The sequence below is a fragment of the Sinomicrobium oceani genome, from assembly GCF_900119185.1.
GTDB classification, from domain to species: Bacteria; Bacteroidota; Bacteroidia; order Flavobacteriales; family Flavobacteriaceae; genus Sinomicrobium; species Sinomicrobium oceani.
This window is the reverse complement of record NZ_FPJE01000005.1, coordinates 106,935-127,826: the sequence shown is the minus strand read 5'-3', so window position 1 is coordinate 127,826 and position 20,892 is coordinate 106,935. Positions and strand designations below refer to the sequence as shown.

Annotated in this window: 16 protein-coding genes; 12 read left to right on the top strand and 4 right to left on the bottom strand. The window is 45.3% G+C overall.

The annotated features are described in order from the left end of the window. Entirely contained in the window at window positions 1–1,554 is a 1,554-nt protein-coding gene (locus BT112_RS06045; protein ID WP_072316460.1) for a SusD/RagB family nutrient-binding outer membrane lipoprotein, read from the top strand. 86 nt (window positions 1,555–1,640) lie between these two features. Continuing rightward, a complete protein-coding gene (locus BT112_RS06040; protein ID WP_072316549.1) occupies window positions 1,641–4,187 on the top strand; it encodes a phosphocholine-specific phospholipase C in 2,547 nt (848 codons plus the stop codon). 69 nt (window positions 4,188–4,256) lie between these two features. Here BT112_RS06040 and BT112_RS06035 read toward each other — a convergent pair whose 3' ends face one another. Both BT112_RS06035 and gldJ read right to left on the bottom strand, forming a co-directional pair. Then, window positions 4,257–5,531: a UDP-N-acetylmuramoyl-tripeptide--D-alanyl-D-alanine ligase gene (locus tag BT112_RS06035; RefSeq protein WP_072316459.1), complete on the bottom strand. Its 1,275-nt coding sequence runs from the start codon at window positions 5,529–5,531 to the stop codon at window positions 4,257–4,259. A gap of 72 nt (window positions 5,532–5,603) precedes the next feature. Continuing rightward, window positions 5,604–7,271 (bottom strand): gliding motility lipoprotein GldJ, encoded by a 1,668-nt coding sequence (gene gldJ / locus BT112_RS06030; protein ID WP_072316458.1) that lies wholly within the window; start codon window positions 7,269–7,271, stop codon window positions 5,604–5,606. Window positions 7,272–7,653: 382 nt separating this feature from the next. On the opposite strand from gldJ, the gene porV reads away from it, so the two are divergent. The 9 genes from porV (at window position 7,654) to BT112_RS05985 (ending at window position 17,479) form a co-directional block, all read left to right on the top strand. After that, the gene (porV, locus tag BT112_RS06025; RefSeq protein ID WP_072316548.1) at window positions 7,654–8,811 is read left to right on the top strand and encodes a type IX secretion system outer membrane channel protein PorV; all 1,158 of its coding nucleotides are present in this window, start codon (window positions 7,654–7,656) and stop codon (window positions 8,809–8,811) included. 9 nt (window positions 8,812–8,820) lie between these two features. After that, complete coding sequence (gene cdd, locus BT112_RS06020; protein WP_072316457.1) at window positions 8,821–9,303, top strand: cytidine deaminase; 483 nt, start codon at window positions 8,821–8,823, stop codon at window positions 9,301–9,303. 375 nt (window positions 9,304–9,678) lie between these two features. Next, window positions 9,679–10,677 (top strand): pyruvate dehydrogenase (acetyl-transferring) E1 component subunit alpha, encoded by a 999-nt coding sequence (gene pdhA, locus BT112_RS06015; RefSeq protein ID WP_072316456.1) that lies wholly within the window; start codon window positions 9,679–9,681, stop codon window positions 10,675–10,677. Between the two features lie 5 nt (window positions 10,678–10,682). Beyond that, a complete protein-coding gene (locus tag BT112_RS06010; protein WP_072316455.1) occupies window positions 10,683–12,362 on the top strand; it encodes a pyruvate dehydrogenase complex dihydrolipoamide acetyltransferase in 1,680 nt (559 codons plus the stop codon). Between the two features lie 102 nt (window positions 12,363–12,464). Continuing rightward, the gene (locus BT112_RS06005) at window positions 12,465–13,421 is read left to right on the top strand and encodes a M28 family metallopeptidase (protein ID WP_072316454.1); all 957 of its coding nucleotides are present in this window, start codon (window positions 12,465–12,467) and stop codon (window positions 13,419–13,421) included. A 71-nt stretch (window positions 13,422–13,492) separates the two neighbouring features. Next, entirely contained in the window at window positions 13,493–14,176 is a 684-nt protein-coding gene (locus BT112_RS06000; RefSeq protein ID WP_072316453.1) for an SDR family NAD(P)-dependent oxidoreductase, read from the top strand. Between the two features lie 70 nt (window positions 14,177–14,246). Continuing rightward, window positions 14,247–14,849, top strand: coding sequence for a SprT-like domain-containing protein (locus BT112_RS05995; protein ID WP_072316452.1), 603 nt, complete (start codon window positions 14,247–14,249; stop codon window positions 14,847–14,849). Window positions 14,850–14,911: 62 nt separating this feature from the next. Continuing rightward, window positions 14,912–16,000, top strand: coding sequence for a mannose-1-phosphate guanylyltransferase (locus BT112_RS05990; RefSeq protein WP_072316451.1), 1,089 nt, complete (start codon window positions 14,912–14,914; stop codon window positions 15,998–16,000). Between the two features lie 6 nt (window positions 16,001–16,006). Beyond that, window positions 16,007–17,479: a TIGR00341 family protein gene (locus tag BT112_RS05985; RefSeq protein WP_072316450.1), complete on the top strand. Its 1,473-nt coding sequence runs from the start codon at window positions 16,007–16,009 to the stop codon at window positions 17,477–17,479. Between the two features lie 68 nt (window positions 17,480–17,547). Here BT112_RS05985 and BT112_RS05980 read toward each other — a convergent pair whose 3' ends face one another. Further along, the gene (locus BT112_RS05980; protein ID WP_072316449.1) at window positions 17,548–18,315 is read right to left on the bottom strand and encodes an ABC transporter ATP-binding protein; all 768 of its coding nucleotides are present in this window, start codon (window positions 18,313–18,315) and stop codon (window positions 17,548–17,550) included. Continuing rightward, window positions 18,315–19,052, bottom strand: a complete 738-nt coding sequence (locus tag BT112_RS05975; RefSeq protein WP_072316547.1) for an MlaE family ABC transporter permease — start codon at window positions 19,050–19,052, stop codon at window positions 18,315–18,317. The genes BT112_RS05980 and BT112_RS05975 overlap by 1 nt, the downstream gene beginning before the upstream one ends. A gap of 164 nt (window positions 19,053–19,216) precedes the next feature. On the opposite strand from BT112_RS05975, the gene pafA reads away from it, so the two are divergent. Continuing rightward, window positions 19,217–20,869, top strand: coding sequence for an alkaline phosphatase PafA (gene pafA, locus BT112_RS05970; RefSeq protein WP_072316448.1), 1,653 nt, complete (start codon window positions 19,217–19,219; stop codon window positions 20,867–20,869). Window positions 20,870–20,892 lie beyond the last annotated feature (23 nt).

The window sequence follows — 20,892 nt, the reverse complement described above, 5'->3', positions numbered from 1 at the left end:
ATGAAAAGTATATATAAAAAAGCGGCTTTGGGGAGTGCTTTGTTACTTCTTCTTCATACCGCATGTACAGGCGATTTTGATGAAATCAATACCAATCCGGACGGAATCACTTCCGGAAGTCCGGAGACTCTGGCCTCACAGGTTATCCTCAATATAACCAGAGAAGACATTGCGAGTAATTTTATGGGGCAACACATGTATAGCAAATATATTCTGTGGAGCGAGTTTCCCCGAAACGAACAGTATAACAGGTTCAGCCGGACAGATTTTAATAAGATGAGCCGGTTGGTCGATGCAGACAAGATGGTGGAATATGCAGAATCTACCGAAGGGCTGGGCGAAGGTATAGTCAATTCGTACCGGGCGTTACGACATTTCGTCAGAGCTGTCAATTTTTTTAATATGTCTATAGAGGTCGGGGATATTCCGTATAGCGATGCCCTTAAAGGAGAGAGCGAGAGCAATCTTCGCCCTTTATACGATACTCAGAAGGAGGTATTTGCAGGGATCCTGGACGAATTGGATGAAGCAGATGCCCTTTTCGCAGCCGGGGAAGATTTTACAGGTGATATGATCTATGAAGGAAATGTCGGGCAATGGCGAAAAGCGGTAAATGCTTTCGAATTGAAGGTCTTGCTATACTTGTATAAGAAAACTGCCGACACGGACCTGAGGGTGCGGGAACGTTTTGCGGATATAGTCGCTAATCGCCCGTTAATACAGGGAAATGAGGATAATTTTGAGTTGAATTATGTCAATGCTGCCAACCAGATGTATCCTTTTTATAAGCTGGGAAACCAGTCGGTCATATATCCGATGGTGTCCAGTGTTATTATCGATAAGTTAAAAGAATTCGAAGACTTTCGCCTGTTCTACTATGCTGCTCCTTCACCCGTAGCGATAGAAGGAGGCGCCGATGTTTCGGATTATGATGCTTATAAAGGAACGGACCCCTCCATGCCTTATGCCGATATGCAGTCTATTCACGCTACCGATGATTATTCGGATATCAATGACAGGTATAAGGAGATCCCGGAAGGAGAACCGGTATTTATAATGAGTTATGCACAAGTACAGTTTATGCTTGCCGAAGGGAATATTCGCGGATGGATTTCCGGGAATGCCGAAAGTTTTTATCGGGAAGGTATTCGGGCTGCCATGAGTTTTGTAGCTGAAAATACGCCGGAAAGAGCAGCATTCAATCACGGTCGCCTCATGGATGCGGATTATATTGATAATTATTATGACAATACCCCTGCCGTACAGTTTGCAGGGACTTTTGAAGCGCAGCTGGAGCAGATTATTACGCAAAAATATATTTGTACATTTATGCAGGCGCCGAGGGAAGGGTTTTACGAAAACCGCAGAACGGGATATCCGGAATTTCCTGTCAATCCTGCAACCAACGAAAATATACCTTCAGACAGGCTACCAGTTCGGTGGCTATACCCGCAGAATGAACTGGATTACAACAGTACCCATCTGAATGAAGCTATAGACAGGCAGTACAGCGGTAATGACAATGTGAATGAGCTGATGTGGATATTGCAATAATATAATGTGATGAGTCGGGGAATGCCGGGAGGATGCAAAATGTTGGTCTCCGGCATTTCCTGATTTCATATATAAGACGATATGAAATGGATACGAGAAGAGATTTTTTGAAAAAAGCCGCTCTGCTTACTGGAGGAGTGGGGGTAACCATGGCATTCCCACCTTCTATCCAGAAAGCCCTGGCTATTAACCCGGACGAAGGCACTTCTTTTGAAGATGCGGAACACGTAGTATTGCTGATGCAGGAAAACAGGTCGTTTGATCATTGTTTCGGCACGTTGAAAGGAGTCAGGGGATACAACGATCCGCGAGCCATAGCATTGCCCGATAAAAATCCTGTTTGGATGCAGCGGAACAGCAAAGGAGAGACCTATGTGCCGTTCCGTCTGAACATGCAGGAAACCAAAGCAACCTGGATGGGCGACCTGCCACATTCATGGGAAAACCAGGTAGATGCCCGTAATCATGGAAAATACGATAAATGGCTGGTTGCAAAACAAACCTGGAGAAAAGCATATAAGGACATTCCTTTTACGCTCGGATATTACAACAGGGAAGATATTCCGTTTTACTATGCCTTTGCCGATGCTTTTACGGTTTTCGACCAGCATTTTTGCTCATCACTGACAGGAACTACGACCAATCGTCTTTTTTTCTGGAGCGGAACGCACAGGGCATCCCCAACGGCATCGCCCAATGTAAGGAACTCGGAGGTGTACTATACTAAAGAGGCGAATTGGAAAACCTTTCCGGAACGGCTGGAGGAAAACGGAGTATCCTGGCGGGTGTACCAAAATGAGATCAGTCTGCAAACCGAACTGGAAGGTGAGGACGAATCGCTTCTGGCCAATTTTACAGACAACAACCTGGAGTGGTTCTCCCAGTTTAATGTACGATATAGCAAGGGCCACCAGCAGTTTTTGAAGAAGAGAAGGGAAGAACTTCCGGGCGAGATCGAAGCGTTGCAGAAAGAGATCGGCAGACTGCCGGCCGCACAGACACAGAAGCTTCGCAATACGCTGGATCAGAAAAAGAACCAGCTCGAAAAAATTACGGAAGAACTCCGGGTGTGGAACCCCGATAATTTTGAAAAGCTTTCCGATTTTCAGAAAAACCTGCATAGAAAAGCTTTTACCACTAATATTGAAGATCCGGATTATCACAAGACCGAAACCATTACGTATTCCGAAAAAGGGGAGGAACGTACGCTGAAAATCCCGAAGGGAGACATCCTGCATCAATTCCGGACCGATGTGAATAACGGGGAGCTGCCTGCCGTTTCCTGGCTGGTCGCCCCGCAGAAGTTTTCGGACCATCCCAGCGCACCCTGGTACGGTGCATGGTATGTGTCGGAAGTGCTGGATATCCTTACCAGGAACCCGGAAGTATGGAAAAAGACCGTTTTTATACTTACCTATGATGAGAACGACGGGTATTTCGATCATGTACCTCCTTTTGTAGCCCCTGACCCAAGGCATAAAAATGCGTATTCCGAAGGTTTGGATACGGCACAGGATTTCGTGACGATGGAAGAGGAGCTCCGGAAAGAAGGTATGAAGCCCGAAGATGCGCGGGAGAGTCCTGCAGGGCTCGGATACAGGGTGCCGCTGATCGTGGCCTCTCCATGGACACGGGGAGGCTGGGTGAATTCCGAGGTCTGTGATATAACTTCTACCCTGATGTTTATGGAACAGTGGTTGGAGAAACGCATGGGGAAACAGGTGCGGGAAACCAATATCAGCTCCTGGCGGCGTGCCATATGCAGCGATCTGACCTCGGCATTCCGACCCTATGATCCTTCCGGTTTTCGTTATGATGAATTCGTAGACCGGAACCTGTGGATGCAGAAAGTATATAATGCATCTTTTAAAGATGTGCCTTCTAATTTCAGTCCCTTGTCCGATGCGCAGATACGTGAAGCCAGGGAAAATCCGGATGTACCTTATATGCCTGTGCAGGAAAAAGGGACTAAGGAGTCCTGTGCATTACCATACGAGCTTTATGCAGACGGTAAACTCGGAAAGGATCGTAAGACTTTTGAGATCGCATTCCGGGCGGCCGATGCCGTTTTTGGAAATAGGGCCGCAGGAGCACCTTTTCACGTCTATGCACCCGGAAAGTACAAACAGGAGGTCCAGGACGGCAGCGTCTCTATGGAAGCCGTAAAAGCATGGCCTTTTGCAGTAAAGGCGGGAGACACTATACGGGAAGAATGGCCCCTGGATCATTTCGAAAATGAAAATTATCATCTTAGGGTTTACGGGCCGAATGGATTTTACCGGGAGTTTACCGGTGATGCAAATGATCCCGGAGTGGCGCTTTGCTGCATGTATGAAAAAAGTGGAAGGTTTCTCAAAAAACTGTCCGGAAATATAGTACTGGAAGTACAGAACCGTTCGGACAGGAATATTGTGGTTACACTGACGGACAATGCGTACAAGAAAACTGAAATCCGCAGCGGAGTGGCGAAAAACAGTTCCGGTGAGATTGTTGTGCCTGCATCCGAAAGTTTCGGATGGTACGATTTTACCGTGAGCATTTCGGGTGTGGCAGCCTATGCGAGACGCTATGCGGGTCGTGTGGAGACAGGCAACCCTTCCAGAACAGACCCTCTGATGGGACGGGAAGTGTAATGCATAAACAAAAATATCCCGTTGCATGTACGTAGGAGACGTGCAACGGGTTTGTAGGTTTTTATACTCCTAAAGTAAATCCAGCACCCTTTCCAGGGCCATGCCTCTTGAGCCTTTGATGAACAATGTTGTTCCGGGGATTGAAATCTCGGAGAAATGCATGCTCAGGGCTTCGAAATTTCGGAATTTGAGATGCTTGGACTTCGTCAGAAAAAAGTTTTCACCGACAAGGATTACACTTCCTTCCGGTAATTCCGAGATCTGGTCAGCAATATGTTGATGCTCTGTTTCTGCTTCTTTTCCCAGTTCGAACATATCGCCTATGATGATCGTTTTATCGGGATATGGCAGTGCGGTAAAATTCTCCAGGGCCACTTTCATACTGCTTGGGTTGGCATTGTAAGCGTCAAGAATGATCTTGCGGCCGTTTTTAGTGATGATCTGAGACCGGTTATTGGCCGGAATATACGAAGCAATAGCTTCTTTGATCGCTTCTGCGGAAATACCGAAATAGGCCCCCATGGTCATAGCTACAGCGATATTATTCACGTTATACCGCCCTATAAGTGAGGAATGGACAAGCATCCCGGCATATTCGAGAGTAACAAAAGGATCGGCTTCGACAAAACGGAATTTTACATCGGAATGGCCCAGCGTATCAAACCCGAAAATATGCGGATATCCCTTTAGCCTTTCGGTTTGTATGGGATCTTCGGCGTTATAGAAAACAAGCTTTTCCCTTTTCATCAGGCTGGTGTACAGTTCGCTTTTCCCCTTAATCACGCCTTCGATACCACCGAACCCTTCGAGATGTGCTTTTCCGAAATTGGTGATATACCCGTAATCCGGTTCGGCAATATTACAGAGAAATTCGATCTCTTTTAAATGATTGGCACCCATCTCGACGATTCCCATTTCGGTATCCTTATCCATGGAGAGCAGGGTGAGCGGTACACCGATATGATTATTGAGGTTCCCCTGCGTGGCGACGGTGCGGAATTTTTTAGAGAGGACCGCATTGATCAGCTCTTTAGTAGTTGTTTTTCCGTTACTTCCGGTTAGCCCTATGATAGGAATACCTGTCTCCTTTCTGTGAAAACGGGCCAGTTGCTGTAGGGTGTGCAATACGTTATCTACTACTATGGTTTCCGGCCCGGTCCGGTACTTGCTTTCGTCGATAACCGCATAGGAGGCGCCGTTTTTCAGGGCTTGTCCGGCAAATTCATTGCCGTTGAAACGATCTCCTTTCAAGGCGAAGAATAGGTCTCCTTTCTGGATTTTCCGGGTGTCCGTACAAACTTTGTTACAAGACAGATATATGGTGTAGAGTTCTGCTGTGTTCATAGGGTAAAAATAACAAAAAGCCCCGACCTGTTTAAGGAGCCGGGGCTTATAATACGTTATTATTTTGGCAGATTAACCTTTTGGTCTTTTCCGTCTTTGTTTTGCTTTAGATCCAACCCGCGACATCGCACATCGGAAACCGATGTAATCCGTGGCCATATACTGCGGCAGGAAGCGTCTTTGTGCCGGGTCGAGCCAGTAGGCACGGTCTCTCCATGAACCTCCTTTATATACACGGACGTCATCGCCGATAAGTGTGGTTCTTCTGTTGGATTTGTCGTATTCCATAACCATTTTACCTTCTTCATCCACTTCGATATTGTGCTTGGGCGAATTGTACATTTTCCGGGTATCTCCACTTGCGGTAGCTTCACTTTCATCGTAGAACCTGTCGAAATAACGGGACGAGCTGAAATCCCCGTCGCGATAGTTCCTGTTATCACTCTTGGAGAAATTAGGTCTCAGGTAGGCATCTTCTTCCGTAATAGGCACCTTAACTACGGAACCAGGGAGGTTTTTGGCGATGATCTTTCCGTTGGGAAGCGTGTCATAAACTACCTGGTCCGGATCGAGTACGGTTACGGTACCATCGTCGTTCATTGCGGTTTTGGTATATACGTTACCTCTGTAATAGTTGAAATCATTCGCTTCGTCATCAACTACCGGGCGATACACGTCTGCAACCCATTCCGCTACGTTTCCGGCCATATCATAAAGGCCGAAATCATTGGGGGGATAAGATTTTACTTCCGCAGTAATATCGGCACCATCGTCTGACCATCCGGCTATACCACCATAGTCTCCGCGTCCCTGTTTGAAGTTGGCCAGTTGGTCTCCCTTGGCTGACTTCCGGGAAGAGCGGGTATATTCTCCGTCCCACGGATATTTTTTTCTTCCACGTATGTTGTTGTACTCCCGGTTACCTACAATAGCTATGGCGGCATATTCCCACTCTGCTTCCGTGGGTAATCGGTATCCCGGAAGGATAACGCCGGAAGTAAGTTTGGCGTACACATTGGTACTGTCATTAGCTTTTTTCCGCTTACCCTGCAGGCTGTCTACATTACCACCGTAAGCAGCTCTGGGGTTCATGAGGTAAGTGCCGGTACTGAAAGTTCCGCTGACCTCACCTACGGTAACGGAATTTTTGGTGCCTTGTGCGATGTAACCTTCTTTCTCAAGAGCCAACTCGTTTACGCGGTCGGTCCTCCATTCGCTGAACTGTACGGCCTGAACCCAGTTTACACCCACTACGGGATAATTGGCATAAGCAGGGTGACGAAGATAATTATCGGTCATCACTTCGTTATATCCGAGTCGGTTTCTCCATACCATAGTGTCCGGCAGCGCTCCGCTGTATACGTTTTCGTACATAGGTGTTCCCGGAGGGAAGACTTTCTTGAGCCAGTCGAGATACTCCAGGTACATCAGATTGGTCACTTCGGTTTCATCCATGTAGAAAGACTGTACGTGTTGTTGAGTAGGCGTATTATTCCAGTCGTGCATAATGTCGTCCTGTACCTTACCCATAGTAAAGGTACCACCTTCTATAAATACCAGGCCCGGAGCGGTTTCCTGTTCTTTAAAGTTCGTATTGTATTCAAAGCCCCCGTCACCGTCATTTATTTTCCATCCGGTAGCTCTGGACGTATTCTTGTAGTCCGATTTGGAGTTTTTACATCCTGTAAACCCGCCGGTGATAGCAATGCACAATACCAACAGTTTAAAATTAATCTTCATAGAAAAAAGATTTGAGTTGTCCGAGAAATATGCGTGCAATATAGCAATTAACGAAATATTTTAGTTTGTTATGCCGAAATTCTTTTTGCAAAAACTTGCGACAATAAGACACTTGTAATAACGACAAAGCCCCTTGATTATTATATAGAGAGGTTAAAAAATATAATACTTGCCGGCTTCTGTCCGGGGATGGTTAGAGGCAGTAAGAATGATGCCCGGGAGGACTGTGAGGTGCACCAGCTTAAAATTATCTTAAAAAAGAAAGAAAATATATACAAGATTTTGTTAAAAATGACGTTAAAAAATGTATAATTGTGTTGTGAAACGGACTTGTTTAACTGTAATTATGGACTATATTTGTTACAAATCTACCAATCCTGACATGAAAAAAATATATACCCTTATTATCTTTACTTTTCTTACACTGTCCGTGCTACGGGCTCAGAATAACGAATATCGCCCCATAAATCCTGCCATGCCTTTTCTTCGGGTTGCGGCCGATGCCAGATCTGCCGGTATGGCTGATGTCGGAATCGCTACTTCGCCGGATGTTTTCTCGCAGCAATGGAATCCTGCGAAATACGTTTTTTCCGAAACCCAGTACGGGGTAGCTATGAGTTATACGCCATATCTGACCGAACTGGTAGATGATATGGGATTGCTCAACCTGAATTTTTACAAAAGGGTGAACGAGCGGAGTGCGTTTGCTTTCAGTTTACGTTATTACGGATTGGGAGGTTTTGAGTTCCGGCAGACTGCGTTCGACCAGGCTCGGGAGGTTAAACCCAATGAAATAGCATTGGACGGATCGTATGCTTTGAAACTCAGTGAGCAATTTTCGATGGCAGTGGCAGGGAGATACCTGCGTTCCGATTTGCGCCTTTCCGAAGTAGAAGGAGCTGTAGATGCCAGGGCAGCCAATTCTTTTGCCGTGGATATTGCCGGTTATTATCAGTCGCCCGAGATTGCCTATGCCAATTTTAACGGTAGATGGCGGGGAGGATTCAATATTTCTAATGTAGGCCCCAAGATCAGTTACAGCAGTGATAATACGCAGGAGGAATTTTTACCGACAAATCTGGGGATCGGTGCCGGTTTCGATTTTATTTTTGATGCCGATAACAGGTTGATGACATCTTTGGAATTTAATAAATATCTCGTGCCCACGCCGAGCGATTCCAATGGTGATGGTGTTATAAATATGGAAGATGATTATTATAACAAAGGTTTTGTAGGCGGAATATTCGATTCGTTCGGGGATGCCCCGGGCGGGTTCAGCGAGGAACTCAAAGAAATTACCTGGGGGTTGGGGCTGGAGTATATGTACCAGCAGGTCTTCGCTTTGCGTACCGGGTATTTTAATGAGAGTAATGATAAGGGGGCGCGGAAATTCTTTTCCCTCGGCGCCGGTTTTACATTCAATTCCACGACGATCGACCTGTCTTACCTGTTTTCGACATCCAGGGTGCAAAATCCTTTGGAAAATACCCTGCGTTTCTCGTTACGGTTTAATTTTGGGGACAACTTTACCGAATTTTAAAGAACTATTATGAAAGAAGTGGAGATAACATCCAGACTGGTTGTGTATGATGATGCCGATGAGCTTCCCGAGCATATTCGTATTCTTATGCAAAAGGCCGTAGAGGCCCGGAAAAAAGCGTATGCGCCGTATTCCCGTTTCAAGGTAGGTGCGGCGTTGCTCCTGGATAACGAAGAAGTCGTTATCGGTAGTAATCAGGAGAATGCATCTTATCCTTCGGGCTTATGTGCGGAGCGTGTTGCGGTCTTTCAGGCCGGGGCGCTGTACCCGGAAGTGAAAATCCGTGCCATAGCTATTTCGGCGGCTTCGGACAACCGTACGGTACTTACCCCGATACCACCTTGCGGAGCCTGCAGGCAAAGCCTGGCGGAGTACGAAGTGAAACAGTCAGAGTTTATCGAGTTGTACTTTATGGGGGAAGCCGGAAAAGTGGTAAAATCACTTTCCGTAAAAGATCTTTTGCCATTGTTGTTCGATAAATCGAACCTTTAGAGTAGCGACTGAAAGTCCCGCCTTTTCGTACAAAATTCACGGCCTTTTCGGGCTATATTTTTCTTTCCGGGAGCTTCCGCTGGGAACTTTTCCTAATTTAACAAAAAAGGAAAATAAAACTCTTCTTTTCGTTTTTTCACTTTTATCGAAAATGTTACTTTTGTAACTCGCAATTAAAAAGTCCCTTTTTAAGAATTTGGGGCGCGACATCAATTTAAAGACTAATTAAGATATTTGATGAAGCGGACGTGGATTTTTTTTGACCTGTACGATCGCAGTCAAGAAGAATTTGTGTGCGTAGAGCAATCCCGGATACGCAAACCCTCCCGACACCAGCAGGCATAGTGTATTCTGATCGCTAAAAAAATTAAACACATGAAAAAGATCACAAAAGAAGTGTACCTGAAGTGGTACGAAGACATGCTGTTCTGGAGAAAGTTCGAAGATAAGCTGGCGGCGGTTTACATTCAACAAAAAGTTAGAGGATTTCTTCATTTATACAACGGTCAGGAAGCCGTCCTTGCAGGATCGCTCCATGCTATAGACCTTTCGAAAGACAAAATGATAACGGCGTACCGGAACCACGTTCAGCCCATCGGTATGGGAGTAGATCCCAAAAGGGTAATGGCGGAACTTTACGGTAAGGGTACAGGTACTTCTCAGGGTCTCGGAGGATCTATGCACATCTTCTCCAAAGAAAAAGGTTTCTACGGTGGCCACGGTATCGTAGGAGGACAGATCCCGCTGGGGGCAGGTATGGCTTTTGCCGATAAATACTTCAAAAGAGATGCGGTAACGCTTTGCTATATGGGAGATGGAGCTGTCCGTCAAGGATCGCTTCACGAAACCTTTAACCTGGCTATGTTGTGGCAACTCCCCGTCGTTTTTATATGTGAGAACAACGGTTACGCCATGGGAACTTCCGTAGCGAGGACTGCACATACTACCGATATCTGGAAACTCGGCCTCGGGTACGAGATGCCTTGCGGTCCGGTAGACGGAATGAACCCCGTAAAAGTGGCAGAAGCTGTGGACGAAGCTGTAGAAAGAGCCCGAAGCGGCGGAGGACCTACTTTCCTGGAGATGAAAACATACCGCTACAGAGGGCATTCCATGAGTGATGCCCAGCACTACAGAACCAAAGAAGAGGTGGAGGAGTACAAGAAAATAGACCCTATTACCCAGGTGCTGGATGTGATCAAAGAGAAGAAATACGCTACTGAAGAAGAGATCGAAGCAATAGATAAAAAGGTGAAAGACCTGGTGAAAGAATGTGAGAAATTTGCAGAAGAGTCACCGTATCCGGATAAGAATGTGATGTACGATGTGGTGTACGCCCAGGAAGATTATCCGTTTTTACCTCATAAATTATAGTTCTTATGGCTGAAGTAATTAACATGCCGAGATTGAGCGATACCATGGAAGAGGGTGTCGTGGCAAAATGGCTGAAAAAAGTAGGAGACAAAATAGAAGAAGGCGATATCCTGGCCGAAATAGAAACCGATAAGGCTACGATGGAGTTCGAGTCATTCTATTCGGGCACGTTGTTGCACATCGGAATAGAAGAAGGTGACGGGGCTCCCGTAGATTCGTTGCTCGCTATCGTGGGAGAAGAAGGTGAAGATATCTCTTCCCTGATCGACGGTGGCGGTTCGTCTGAGGCTAAATCTGAAGCTAAGGAGGATAAAGAAACCAAGGAAGAGGCCTCTTCTGAAAAAGAAGCTGAAGCCGGGGATGGAGCACCTGAAGAAACATCCGGAGAAATTCCGGAAGGCGTTGAAGTTGTAGCTATGCCAAGACTGAGCGATACTATGGAAGAAGGTACCGTAGCAAGCTGGTTAAAGAAAGTAGGTGATAAGGTCGAGGAAGGTGATATTCTTGCCGAGATCGAAACCGATAAGGCTACGATGGAATTCGAATCGTTCTATTCAGGGACCCTGTTGCATATAGGAATACAGGAAGGTGAGTCGGCTCCGGTAGATGCAGTGCTTGCTGTTATAGGTCCTGACGGGACGGATGTGGACGCGGTTCTTGCTGCTGTTTCCGGTGGAGGTGCCAAAAAAGGTAAAGCTGCCAAAAAAGAATCAGAAGACAAGGCTTCCGGAAAAGAAGAAACTAAAGATGATTCCGGGGAAAAATCGCAAAGTACTTCAGACGGAGGACGGATATTTGCTTCTCCGCTTGCCAAGAAAATGGCAGAAGACAAGGGAATTGACCTGTCTAAGGTTAAAGGAAGCGGTGAGAACGGAAGAATCGTCAAGAAGGATATAGAAGGGTATAAGGAAGAAGCTGCACCGGCTGCTCCTGCTGCATCCGAATCCAAAGGACAAGCTGCTGCACCGGCTGCCAAAGCTATGCCTTTTGTGCCCGCAGGAGAAGAAAGTGTTGAAGAGGTGAAGAATTCGCAAATGCGGAAAACTATTGCCAAACGTCTGGCAGAGTCCAAATTTACCGCACCGCATTATTACCTCACTATCGAAGTGGATATGGACAATGCCATGGCTTCGAGAGGACAGATCAACGCACTGCCCGATACCAAAGTTTCTTTTAATGACATGGTTGTGAAAGCATGCGCCATGGCGTTGAAAAAACATCCGCAGGTAAATACCTCGTGGAAAGGCGATACTACGGTATACAATCATCACGTACATGTCGGGGTGGCCGTAGCTGTAGAAGAAGGTCTTGTAGTGCCCGTAGTGCGCTTTACGGATCAGATGACCCTAAGCCAGATCGGAGCGCAGGTAAAAGAACTTGCCGGAAAAGCCAGAAACAAAAAGCTGACTCCTCAGGAAATGGAAGGAAGTACGTTTACTGTTTCCAATCTCGGAATGTTTGGTATTCAGGAGTTTACTTCCATTATCAACCAACCTAATTCCGCGATCCTTTCCGTAGGTTCGATCGTGCAGAAACCGGTGGTTAAGAATGGACAGATCGTTGTAGGTAACACGATGAAAGTAACACTTGCATGTGATCACCGCACTGTAGATGGCGCAACAGGAGCACAGTTCCTGCAGACTCTACAGCATTACCTGGAAAATCCGGTAACGATGCTGGCGTAGTAGCCTTAAAGATAAAATAATTACGAGAAATCCCGTTCCACGATTTATAAGGAACGGGATTTTTTATATATTTTAGCCAGTACAACTATAAAAATTTTCTACATGAAAAAATATCTTTATGCTGTCGTATGCTGCTGTGGACTGATCTTCGGATTGAATGCCCAGGCTGTGCAAGCTCCAGAAAAATACGAGGTCAGTGCCGACGATGTTCGGGAAACGCTTGAATATTTGGCTTCCGATGAACTGGAGGGACGGGATTCCGGAAGTCCTGGTATAGAAAAAGCGGCACAGTACATAGAGCAGGTATTTGCTGCGCACGGTGTAAAACCCTATTTCACCTCTTACCGTGATACGCTGGAGAATTTTAAGGAGCCCGCATATAATATCGTAGGCTATGTGGAAGGGAACGACCCCGAACTTAAAGACGAGTTTATCATCATCGGAGGACATTACGATCATATCGGTATTCAGGATACGGGAGAAGGTGATGATGTTATTGCCAATGGTGCAAATGATAATGCCTCGGGGACTACCGGGGTGCTGGAACTGGCCAAGTACTTCGGTGATACCCGGACTAACAGGAGAAGCCTGCTCTTTGTGCTGTTTTCAGCTGAAGAAAAAGGTCTCCTGGGATCGCGCCATCTGGCTCGAAAACTGCGTGCCGATAAATTCAACCTGTACACTATGGTAAACCTGGAAATGATAGGAGTGCCTATGCAGGCCGATTATACGGCGTATATCACAGGATATGAAGATACTAATATGGCCGATAAAATGAATGCTTATGCCGGGAAAAACCTCATAGGTTTTTTGCCTAAGGCCAAAGAATTTCAACTGTTCAAAAGGTCGGATAATTATCCCTTCTTCCTGGAATTCGATGTCCCCGCTCAAACAGTCTGCACCTTCGATTTCACGAACTTCGAACACTATCATAAAGTGGGAGATGAGGCCGGTCTTATGGATATAGAGCACATGACTTCCTTTATTTCGGATATGATACCGATATTGGAAAAAATGGCCAATGCCGATTCGGAAGAAATCACCTTTGTAAACAAATAAATTTACGTGCCGGATGGAATCTGAATTTCCTGTTGGCAGGAAGTTATTCTCACCGGCATGGTATTCTACACATGAAACACGTTATTATTACAGGTACCAGTAGGGGAATCGGGCTTCAACTGGCAGGAATTTTTGCGGATCAGGGGCACAAAGTGCTGGCGCTTTCAAGAAATGACCGTCCGGTGCTGGAGAAAAATCATCCCGGTATTACCGCTTTTATTTTTGACCTTGCCGTAAAAGGAGACCTGGAAAAGGTTGCACATTTTGTCAAGGAAGAATGGGGAGGTAAGGTGGATATATTGATCAATAATGCAGGTAAACTGGTGAATAAGCCTTTTACGGATATTACTCCCGAAGAGTTTGAGGAGGTATACCGCGTCAATGTTTTTGGCGTTGCGGAGGTCATCCGTAAGGTACTCCCTTTTATGAGCGTTGAAGGGCATGTCGTCAATATCAGTAGTATGGGTGGGGTACAAGGTAGTGTGAAGTTCCCCGGACTTGCCGCTTATAGTTCGGCCAAAGGTGCTGTCATAACACTTACCGAGCTTTTGGCTGAAGAGTATAAAGGAACAGGTCCTTCATTTAATGTTCTTGCCTTAGGTGCGGTACAGACAGAAATGCTGGAGGAAGCCTTCCCGGGTTATAAGGCTCCGCTCTCCGCATCCGAAATGGCTTCGTATATCTTCGACTTTGCTTTGAAGGGCAATAAATTTTATAATGGCAAGCTTTTACAAGTGTCCAGTTCGACCCCTTAGAAGACCTACAATACCGGGCAGATAATAGCTCCGGATATACCGCTAAAGAAATTCACATGCAGATCAGGAAGTGAGAGATATTTTAAGAAAATACCTGCCGGAACGTGCAGTAACACCATGTTTTGAACTGATTCGGGATAATGGGGTCTACCTCAAGATCGTAAACGAACGGGTAACCAGGCATGGCGATTACCGGCGTTTGCCCAATGGTATGCACCAGATCACGGTGAATGCCAGCCTGAACAGATACAAGTTTCTTATTACCCTTGTCCACGAGGTGGCACACCTGGTAGCATTCAGAGAATACGGTATGCGGATCAAACCCCACGGCGTGGAGTGGAAGTCTACGTTCCGTAGGCTGATGCTCCCTTTTATAAACCCGGCGATATTTCCGGACAGTATCCTGCCCCTGCTGGCAAGGCACTTCAGGAATCCGAGGGCGAGCAGTGACACCGATGCTTCTCTTGCCCTGGCTTTGAAACAATTCGACCCGGAGAACGATAAAAACTATATATTTGAACTCCCGTACGGAAGTTTTTTTCGTATATACAATGGAAAGATTTTCCGTAAAGGGCAAAAGAAGATTAAACGTTACGAATGTGTGGAGATTTCATCGGGAAGGATTTACCTGTTTAATCCGAATGCGGAAGTAGAACTTCTACCGGACCCATAAAACCGATTAGGGCCGGAAGTATAAAAAATGATTGACTTTAAATAACTGAAAACCAGTTTGAATTGAGTAAAAATTACTATGCAATATTAATGGCCGGGGGAATCGGTTCGCGATTCTGGCCGGTAAGTACCACAGAACTTCCCAAGCAGTTTCACGATATGCTTGGCACGGGAGAAACCCTGATCCAGAAAACATTTAACAGGCTCAGCAAGGTAATTCCGGAAGAGAATATCTGTATCCTTACACATGAACGCTATAAAGACCTGGTCCTGGAACAACTACCCAAAGCCAATCCCGGGCAGTTGTTGTTGGAGCCTGAAATGCGCAATACCGCTCCCTGTATTTTATATGCATCCATGAAGATCCGAAAGGAAAATCCGGATGCGGTAATCCTCGTTGCCCCCAGTGATCACTGGATTGAACAGGAGGATATTTTTGCCGGGGATGTAAAACGTTGCTTTGCAGAATGTGCGGAGCGCGATATTCTGATGACTCTGGGAATCACACCCACTTTCCCGAATACAGGGTATGGTTATATCGAATATGATGGGGAATCCGGTAATAATGGGCACGATGTCTGTAAAGTGAAAAAGTTCACGGAGAAACCGGACTATGCTACTGCCAAGGAATTTCTCCGGCAGGGAAACTACCTGTGGAATGCCGGGATATTCATCTGGAGTGTGAAAAGTATCCTCAAGGCTTTCGAGCATTTACAGCCCGAAATGTACCGTTTGTTCTCTAAGGGGATACCGAAATACAATACCCTGGCAGAAAGAACGTTTATCCGGAAAAACTACGGTAAGGCCGATAATATTTCCATCGACTACGCGATTTTGGAGCACTCTGATAATATTCATGTATTGCCGGCCGGCTTTGATTGGAATGACCTCGGTACCTGGGGTTCGCTCTATGATAAGTTACCCAAGGACGATTGCGGTAATGCCGTGGTGAATGCCAGGACACTGATTGAGAATTCCGGAAATAACATGATCCGTACCAGTGGAAAAAAACTTGTTGTTATCGATGGTCTGGACGATTATATAGTTATCGAAAAAAAGAAAGTATTACTGATCTACCCCAAGCAGAAAGAACAGCGTATAAAAGAAGTATTACAGAAAGTTAAACAAAAGTTTGGTGAAGATTTAATATAGTAATTTATGCAGAAAAAAGATAATTCGTCTGTGCAGCCTGAGGAAAAGAAAGAAGGCAGTCAGAACAACAGTTCGGAAAAGGTAAAAAAGGACTTTTCCGGGTTGTTAGGGAGTCTTAAAGCCTTTTTTGGAGAGCTTCTGGATATCCGTTCCAACACAGACCAGGAGACGACCATAGAACATATCAAAAATGATATACCTTTCAAAGGGCACAACTCCTGGATTTTGATATGTTCGATATTCATTGCATCCATAGGGCTTAATGCCAATTCTACAGCAGTAGTTATCGGAGCGATGTTAATTTCCCCGCTTATGGGACCTATATTGGGTATGGGGATGTCTATAGCGATAAACGATGTGGATACTTTAAGGAGATCCGTAAAGAATTTCCTGGTCATGGTAGGGTTGAGTATTCTTACCGCCTTTCTGTTTTTCCGGTTTTTCCCGTTACGCGATGAGTCATCCGAATTACTTGCACGTACGGCACCTGATATCCGGGATGTACTGATCGCCTTTTTCGGTGGTTTGGCCCTTGTTATTGCACGGGCTAAAAAAGGAACTATTGCCAGTGTAATATTTGGAGTTGCTATCGCGACGGCTTTGATGCCTCCGTTATGTACCGTAGGTTTCGGCCTGGCCATAGCCAATTGGGAATATGCCATGGGAGCCATGTACCTGTTCCTAATCAATACCATATTTATAGGATTGGCAACATTCCTGGTCTTGAAAATCCTGAGATTTCCTATGGTACGGTATGTGAATTCGGCCCGGAGAAGGCTTATTTCGAGAGTGGCTTCTTTGATTGCTATTATAGTGATGATCCCTGCGGGGTACACCTTCTTTAACGTCTGGAAAGAGTCGCGTTTTCGTAATGATGCACGTAAATTTGTACGTACCGTAGTAGCGCCGTACCAGTTTACCAAGGGGGGCATGTTCCTGGAGAACCTTTCGGAAATCAACTATCAGCGAAATGGTACATCCACGATAGAGCTCGTTTTCATGGGAGATGAAATTATTCCGGAAAACGTAATCAGTACCTGGGAAAACCAGAAAGAATCGGAATATCCGATACTGAAAAATGCCCAATTGCGGATTGTACAGGGAGGGCAGAACGACTCGCAGCAAAAATTCGATTATGTTCATGAACTGTATGAGTCGAGTAAGCGCGAACTGGTAAATACTACGGAGAAAATACAGTTTCTGGAAGCAGAAGTCCGGAGGTTGCGCAAGCTTACTTATAATGTCGATTTTGCCAATCTGAGTGCAGAAGCCAAAGTGTTGTATGACGGGGTGGAAGAGTTTGGTTTTTCGAATGAGATCAGAACGGACTTTTCCAAAATGGATACGGTACCGGCCTTTACCGTGAAGTGGAAAGAATCTGCTCCTAAAGCACAACGCGATAAGGAATACCAGAAGCTGAAAGGCTGGCTGGAACTCAAAACTTCCAATGATAAAGTAGAAGTGAAAGAATTGAACTAAATAAAAACCGGGATCTGAATAGTAAAGATCCCGGTTTTTTTATGGGACAACCAAATTAGGTTTCGTACTTAGTTTCTTTCTTCGATATACATCTGGCGTACCTTCTTAAAAAGTTCTGATGAATATACAAAATTGGTCACGGCTTCATTGTCTGTCCTGAAAATCTCTTTATTACTCCCTTCCCAGGCCTTGTGACCATCCTTCAGGAAAACGATCTTTTCTCCGATCTCCATAACAGAGTTCATATCGTGTGTATTAATAACCGTGGTGATATCGTATTCCTGAGTAATCTCCTGTACGAGGTTGTCGATGATAATAGCTGTTTTCGGATCCAGTCCGGAGTTGGGTTCATCGCAGAACAGATACTGGGGTTTATTAACAATGGCTCTTGCAATCGCTACACGTTTCTGCATTCCGCCGGAAATTTCGGAAGGAAATTTATGGTGTGCATCCGTGAGTTTCACCCTGTTCAATACAAAATCGACCCGATCCTGCATTTCACTTAACGGGGCCTTTGAGAACATCTTAAGGGGAAACATTACATTTTCCTGTACACTCATGGAGTCGAAAAGCGCACTTCCCTGGAATACCATTCCCATTTGCTGACGGAGTTCCCTTTTCTGATCGTCATCCATTTCGGAATACGTGATTCCGTTATAGATGATATTACCTTCTTCGGGTGTAAATAGTCCGAGGAGCGATTTCAGAAAAACGGTCTTTCCCGAACCGCTTTGCCCTATGATAAGATTGGTCTTTCCTTTCTCGAAAGTGGTTGAAATTCCTTTTAGTACAGGGGTCCCGTCAAAGGATTTATGTAAATTTTCTACAACGATCATCAGCCCAGTAACATTTGTGTTATGATATAATTGATAATAATAATAGCCACACTGGTCCAAACGAAAGACGTGGTGCTGGCCTTACCTACCTCCAGGGCGCCTCCTTTCATGTAAAAACCGTGAAAAGACGGTATAGTTGCCAATATAAAAGCAAAAATGATGGTTTTTGTAAAAGCATAGAACACGTGAAAAGGCTTGAAATCTATCTGGAGTCCGTCGATAAACTCTACGCTCGTACTGAAGCCTCCCATAACACTTGCAGCCCATCCGCCGAAAATGCCGAGAAACATTGAGATCGAGATCACAAAAGGATATAGTAGCATTGCAGATATTTTGGGAAATACGAGATAATTGAGGGCATTTACTCCCATAACCTCCAATGCGTCGATCTGTTCCGTAACCCGCATTGTACCGATGCTGGATGTAATATAAGACCCTACTTTACCCGCCATGATAATAGAAGTAAACGTAGGAGCAAATTCCAGAATAACCGATTGGCGCGTGGCAAAACCTACAAGATACTTTGGGAGTAATGGAGAGTCCATATTGAGCGCTGTCTGTATGGCTACTACACCGCCCACGAAAAAAGATATGAAGATCATGATACCCAGGGAGCCAAATACCAGGTCATCAATTTCTTTCAGGATGAGGTTTTTCATGATACTCCACTTCGTGGGTCTGAGAAATACCTCCCGTATCATTAAAAAATACTTGCCAATGGCTTCAAAATACTTCATACGGTAAAGATATAGCAACTAAAGTAAAAAAATAATGTTAGTCTGTTTTATTTCGGACAGATCATTTTTTTCCGGTTGCCTGCAATTTGACGTTAAATAATCTGCAGGTAACCCGATTTTAATGAGAACTTTTTACTTTTACAAGTCTTAAAATTTCAAATGTTATGAGAAAATCAATAGCTGCGGTATTATGGTGTACGCTTGCAGTGTTTAGTTCCAAAGCACAAACCGAAGAAGGTCCTTATGTAAAGCCAAAGCTCGTGGTGGGTATTGTCGTAGATCAGATGCGTTATGACTACATCACCCGGTTCTGGGAGAAGTATGGTAATGACGGTATCAGACGCCTGGTCAACGACGGTTATAACTGTCGTAATAACCACTACAATTACGTGCCTACCTATACGGGGCCCGGGCATACTTCTGTCTATACGGGAACAACTCCTGCGATACATGGTATTATCGCTAACGATTGGTATGATAAAGAGCTGGATCAGATGGTGTATTGTGCACAGGACGATTCCATGGAATCGGTAGGAACTGCATCCGACGCCGGAAAGATGTCTCCGCACCGAATGAAAACGACTACGGTTACCGATCAGTTACGTCTGGCTACCGAGTTGCGGGGTAAAGTTATAGGAGTAGCCCTTAAAGACAGAGGAGCAATTTTGCCCGCAGGACATGCCGCTAATGCTGCATATTGGTTTCACGGAAAGGATGAAGGAAAGTGGATTACCAGTTCGTATTACATGAAAGAACTTCCGGAATGGGTGGAGAAATTCAATACATCCGGAAAAGCCAAAAGCTATGTAAAAACATGGAATACGCTCTACGATATTGAGACGTATGCGGAAAGCGGTCCGGATGACAATGCGTATGAAGGTCCGTTTAAAGGGGAGAAAGCCCCTGTTTTTCCACATGAACTCAAAAAAATCATGAAAAATAACGGTGGATATGATATCCTCAAATCCGTTCCTTATGGAAATAGCATGACTGTGGATTTTGCTCTTGCGGCTATAGAAGGAGAGGCCCTGGGGCAGGACGATATTACCGATTTTCTCGCTGTCAGTTTTTCCGCGACCGACTATGTAGGCCATCGTTTCGGCGTTAACTCCAAAGAAGTACAGGACACATACCTTCGGCTGGATAAGGATATTGCCAGGTTACTTTCCGAACTCGATGAAAAAGTAGGTAAAGGGGAGTACACCGTATTCCTGACCGCCGATCATGCTGCCGTACAGGTGCCTTCCTATCTGCAATCCCTCAAGATTCCCGCAGGATATTTCGATCAACTGAATTTTACGCTCCACATGAAGAATTTTGCCAAAGAAAAATATGGTGTGGATGGATTAATCTCCAATATATCCAATTTTCAGATCTTTATAGATCATAAGGTAGCGGGCGATAACAAACTGCGTATCCGTGACCTTCAGGACGATTTCGTGGAGGAAGTTATGAAATATAAAGATGTGGAGAAGGCTTTTGCCGCTCATGTTTTTACAGAGGCCGAATTTAACGAGCGGATCACAGGATTACTGCAGCGGGGATATAACCAGAAAAGGTCGGGAGATGTACTCTATGTATTGGCCCCTGCGGTAATTTCTTATCCTAAGACCGGCTCCACACACGGCTCGGCTCTGAATTATGATACGCATACACCGCTTCTGTTTTTCGGGAAGGGTATCCGTAAAGGAAAAAGTACCGTAGAGGAAACACATATCAATGACATAGCTCCGACTATTGCAGCATTGTTAGGCATAGCATTTCCGAGCGGGACTACCGGTTACCCGGTGCACCAGGCACTGATTACGGAAGACTAAGGAGAAAATATATACAAAACAAA

What these genes read in the sequence shown, in the direction of transcription:
- BT112_RS05975 (WP_072316547.1), bottom strand. Translation starts at nt 19,052, where the DNA reads ATGAAGTATTTTGAAGCCATTGGCAAGTATTTTTTAATGATACGGGAG.
- BT112_RS06045 (WP_072316460.1), top strand. Translation starts at nt 1, where the DNA reads ATGAAAAGTATATATAAAAAAGCGGCTTTGGGGAGTGCTTTGTTACTT.
- BT112_RS06005 (WP_072316454.1), top strand. Translation starts at nt 12,465, where the DNA reads ATGAAAAAATATCTTTATGCTGTCGTATGCTGCTGTGGACTGATCTTC.
- cdd (WP_072316457.1), top strand. Translation starts at nt 8,821, where the DNA reads ATGAAAGAAGTGGAGATAACATCCAGACTGGTTGTGTATGATGATGCC.
- pdhA (WP_072316456.1), top strand. Translation starts at nt 9,679, where the DNA reads ATGAAAAAGATCACAAAAGAAGTGTACCTGAAGTGGTACGAAGACATG.
- BT112_RS05985 (WP_072316450.1), top strand. Translation starts at nt 16,007, where the DNA reads ATGCAGAAAAAAGATAATTCGTCTGTGCAGCCTGAGGAAAAGAAAGAA.
- BT112_RS06010 (WP_072316455.1), top strand. Translation starts at nt 10,683, where the DNA reads ATGGCTGAAGTAATTAACATGCCGAGATTGAGCGATACCATGGAAGAG.
- porV (WP_072316548.1), top strand. Translation starts at nt 7,654, where the DNA reads ATGAAAAAAATATATACCCTTATTATCTTTACTTTTCTTACACTGTCC.
- gldJ (WP_072316458.1), bottom strand. Translation starts at nt 7,271, where the DNA reads ATGAAGATTAATTTTAAACTGTTGGTATTGTGCATTGCTATCACCGGC.
- BT112_RS06040 (WP_072316549.1), top strand. Translation starts at nt 1,641, where the DNA reads ATGGATACGAGAAGAGATTTTTTGAAAAAAGCCGCTCTGCTTACTGGA.
- BT112_RS05980 (WP_072316449.1), bottom strand. Translation starts at nt 18,315, where the DNA reads ATGATCGTTGTAGAAAATTTACATAAATCCTTTGACGGGACCCCTGTA.
- BT112_RS06000 (WP_072316453.1), top strand. Translation starts at nt 13,493, where the DNA reads ATGAAACACGTTATTATTACAGGTACCAGTAGGGGAATCGGGCTTCAA.
- BT112_RS06035 (WP_072316459.1), bottom strand. Translation starts at nt 5,531, where the DNA reads ATGAACACAGCAGAACTCTACACCATATATCTGTCTTGTAACAAAGTT.
- pafA (WP_072316448.1), top strand. Translation starts at nt 19,217, where the DNA reads ATGAGAAAATCAATAGCTGCGGTATTATGGTGTACGCTTGCAGTGTTT.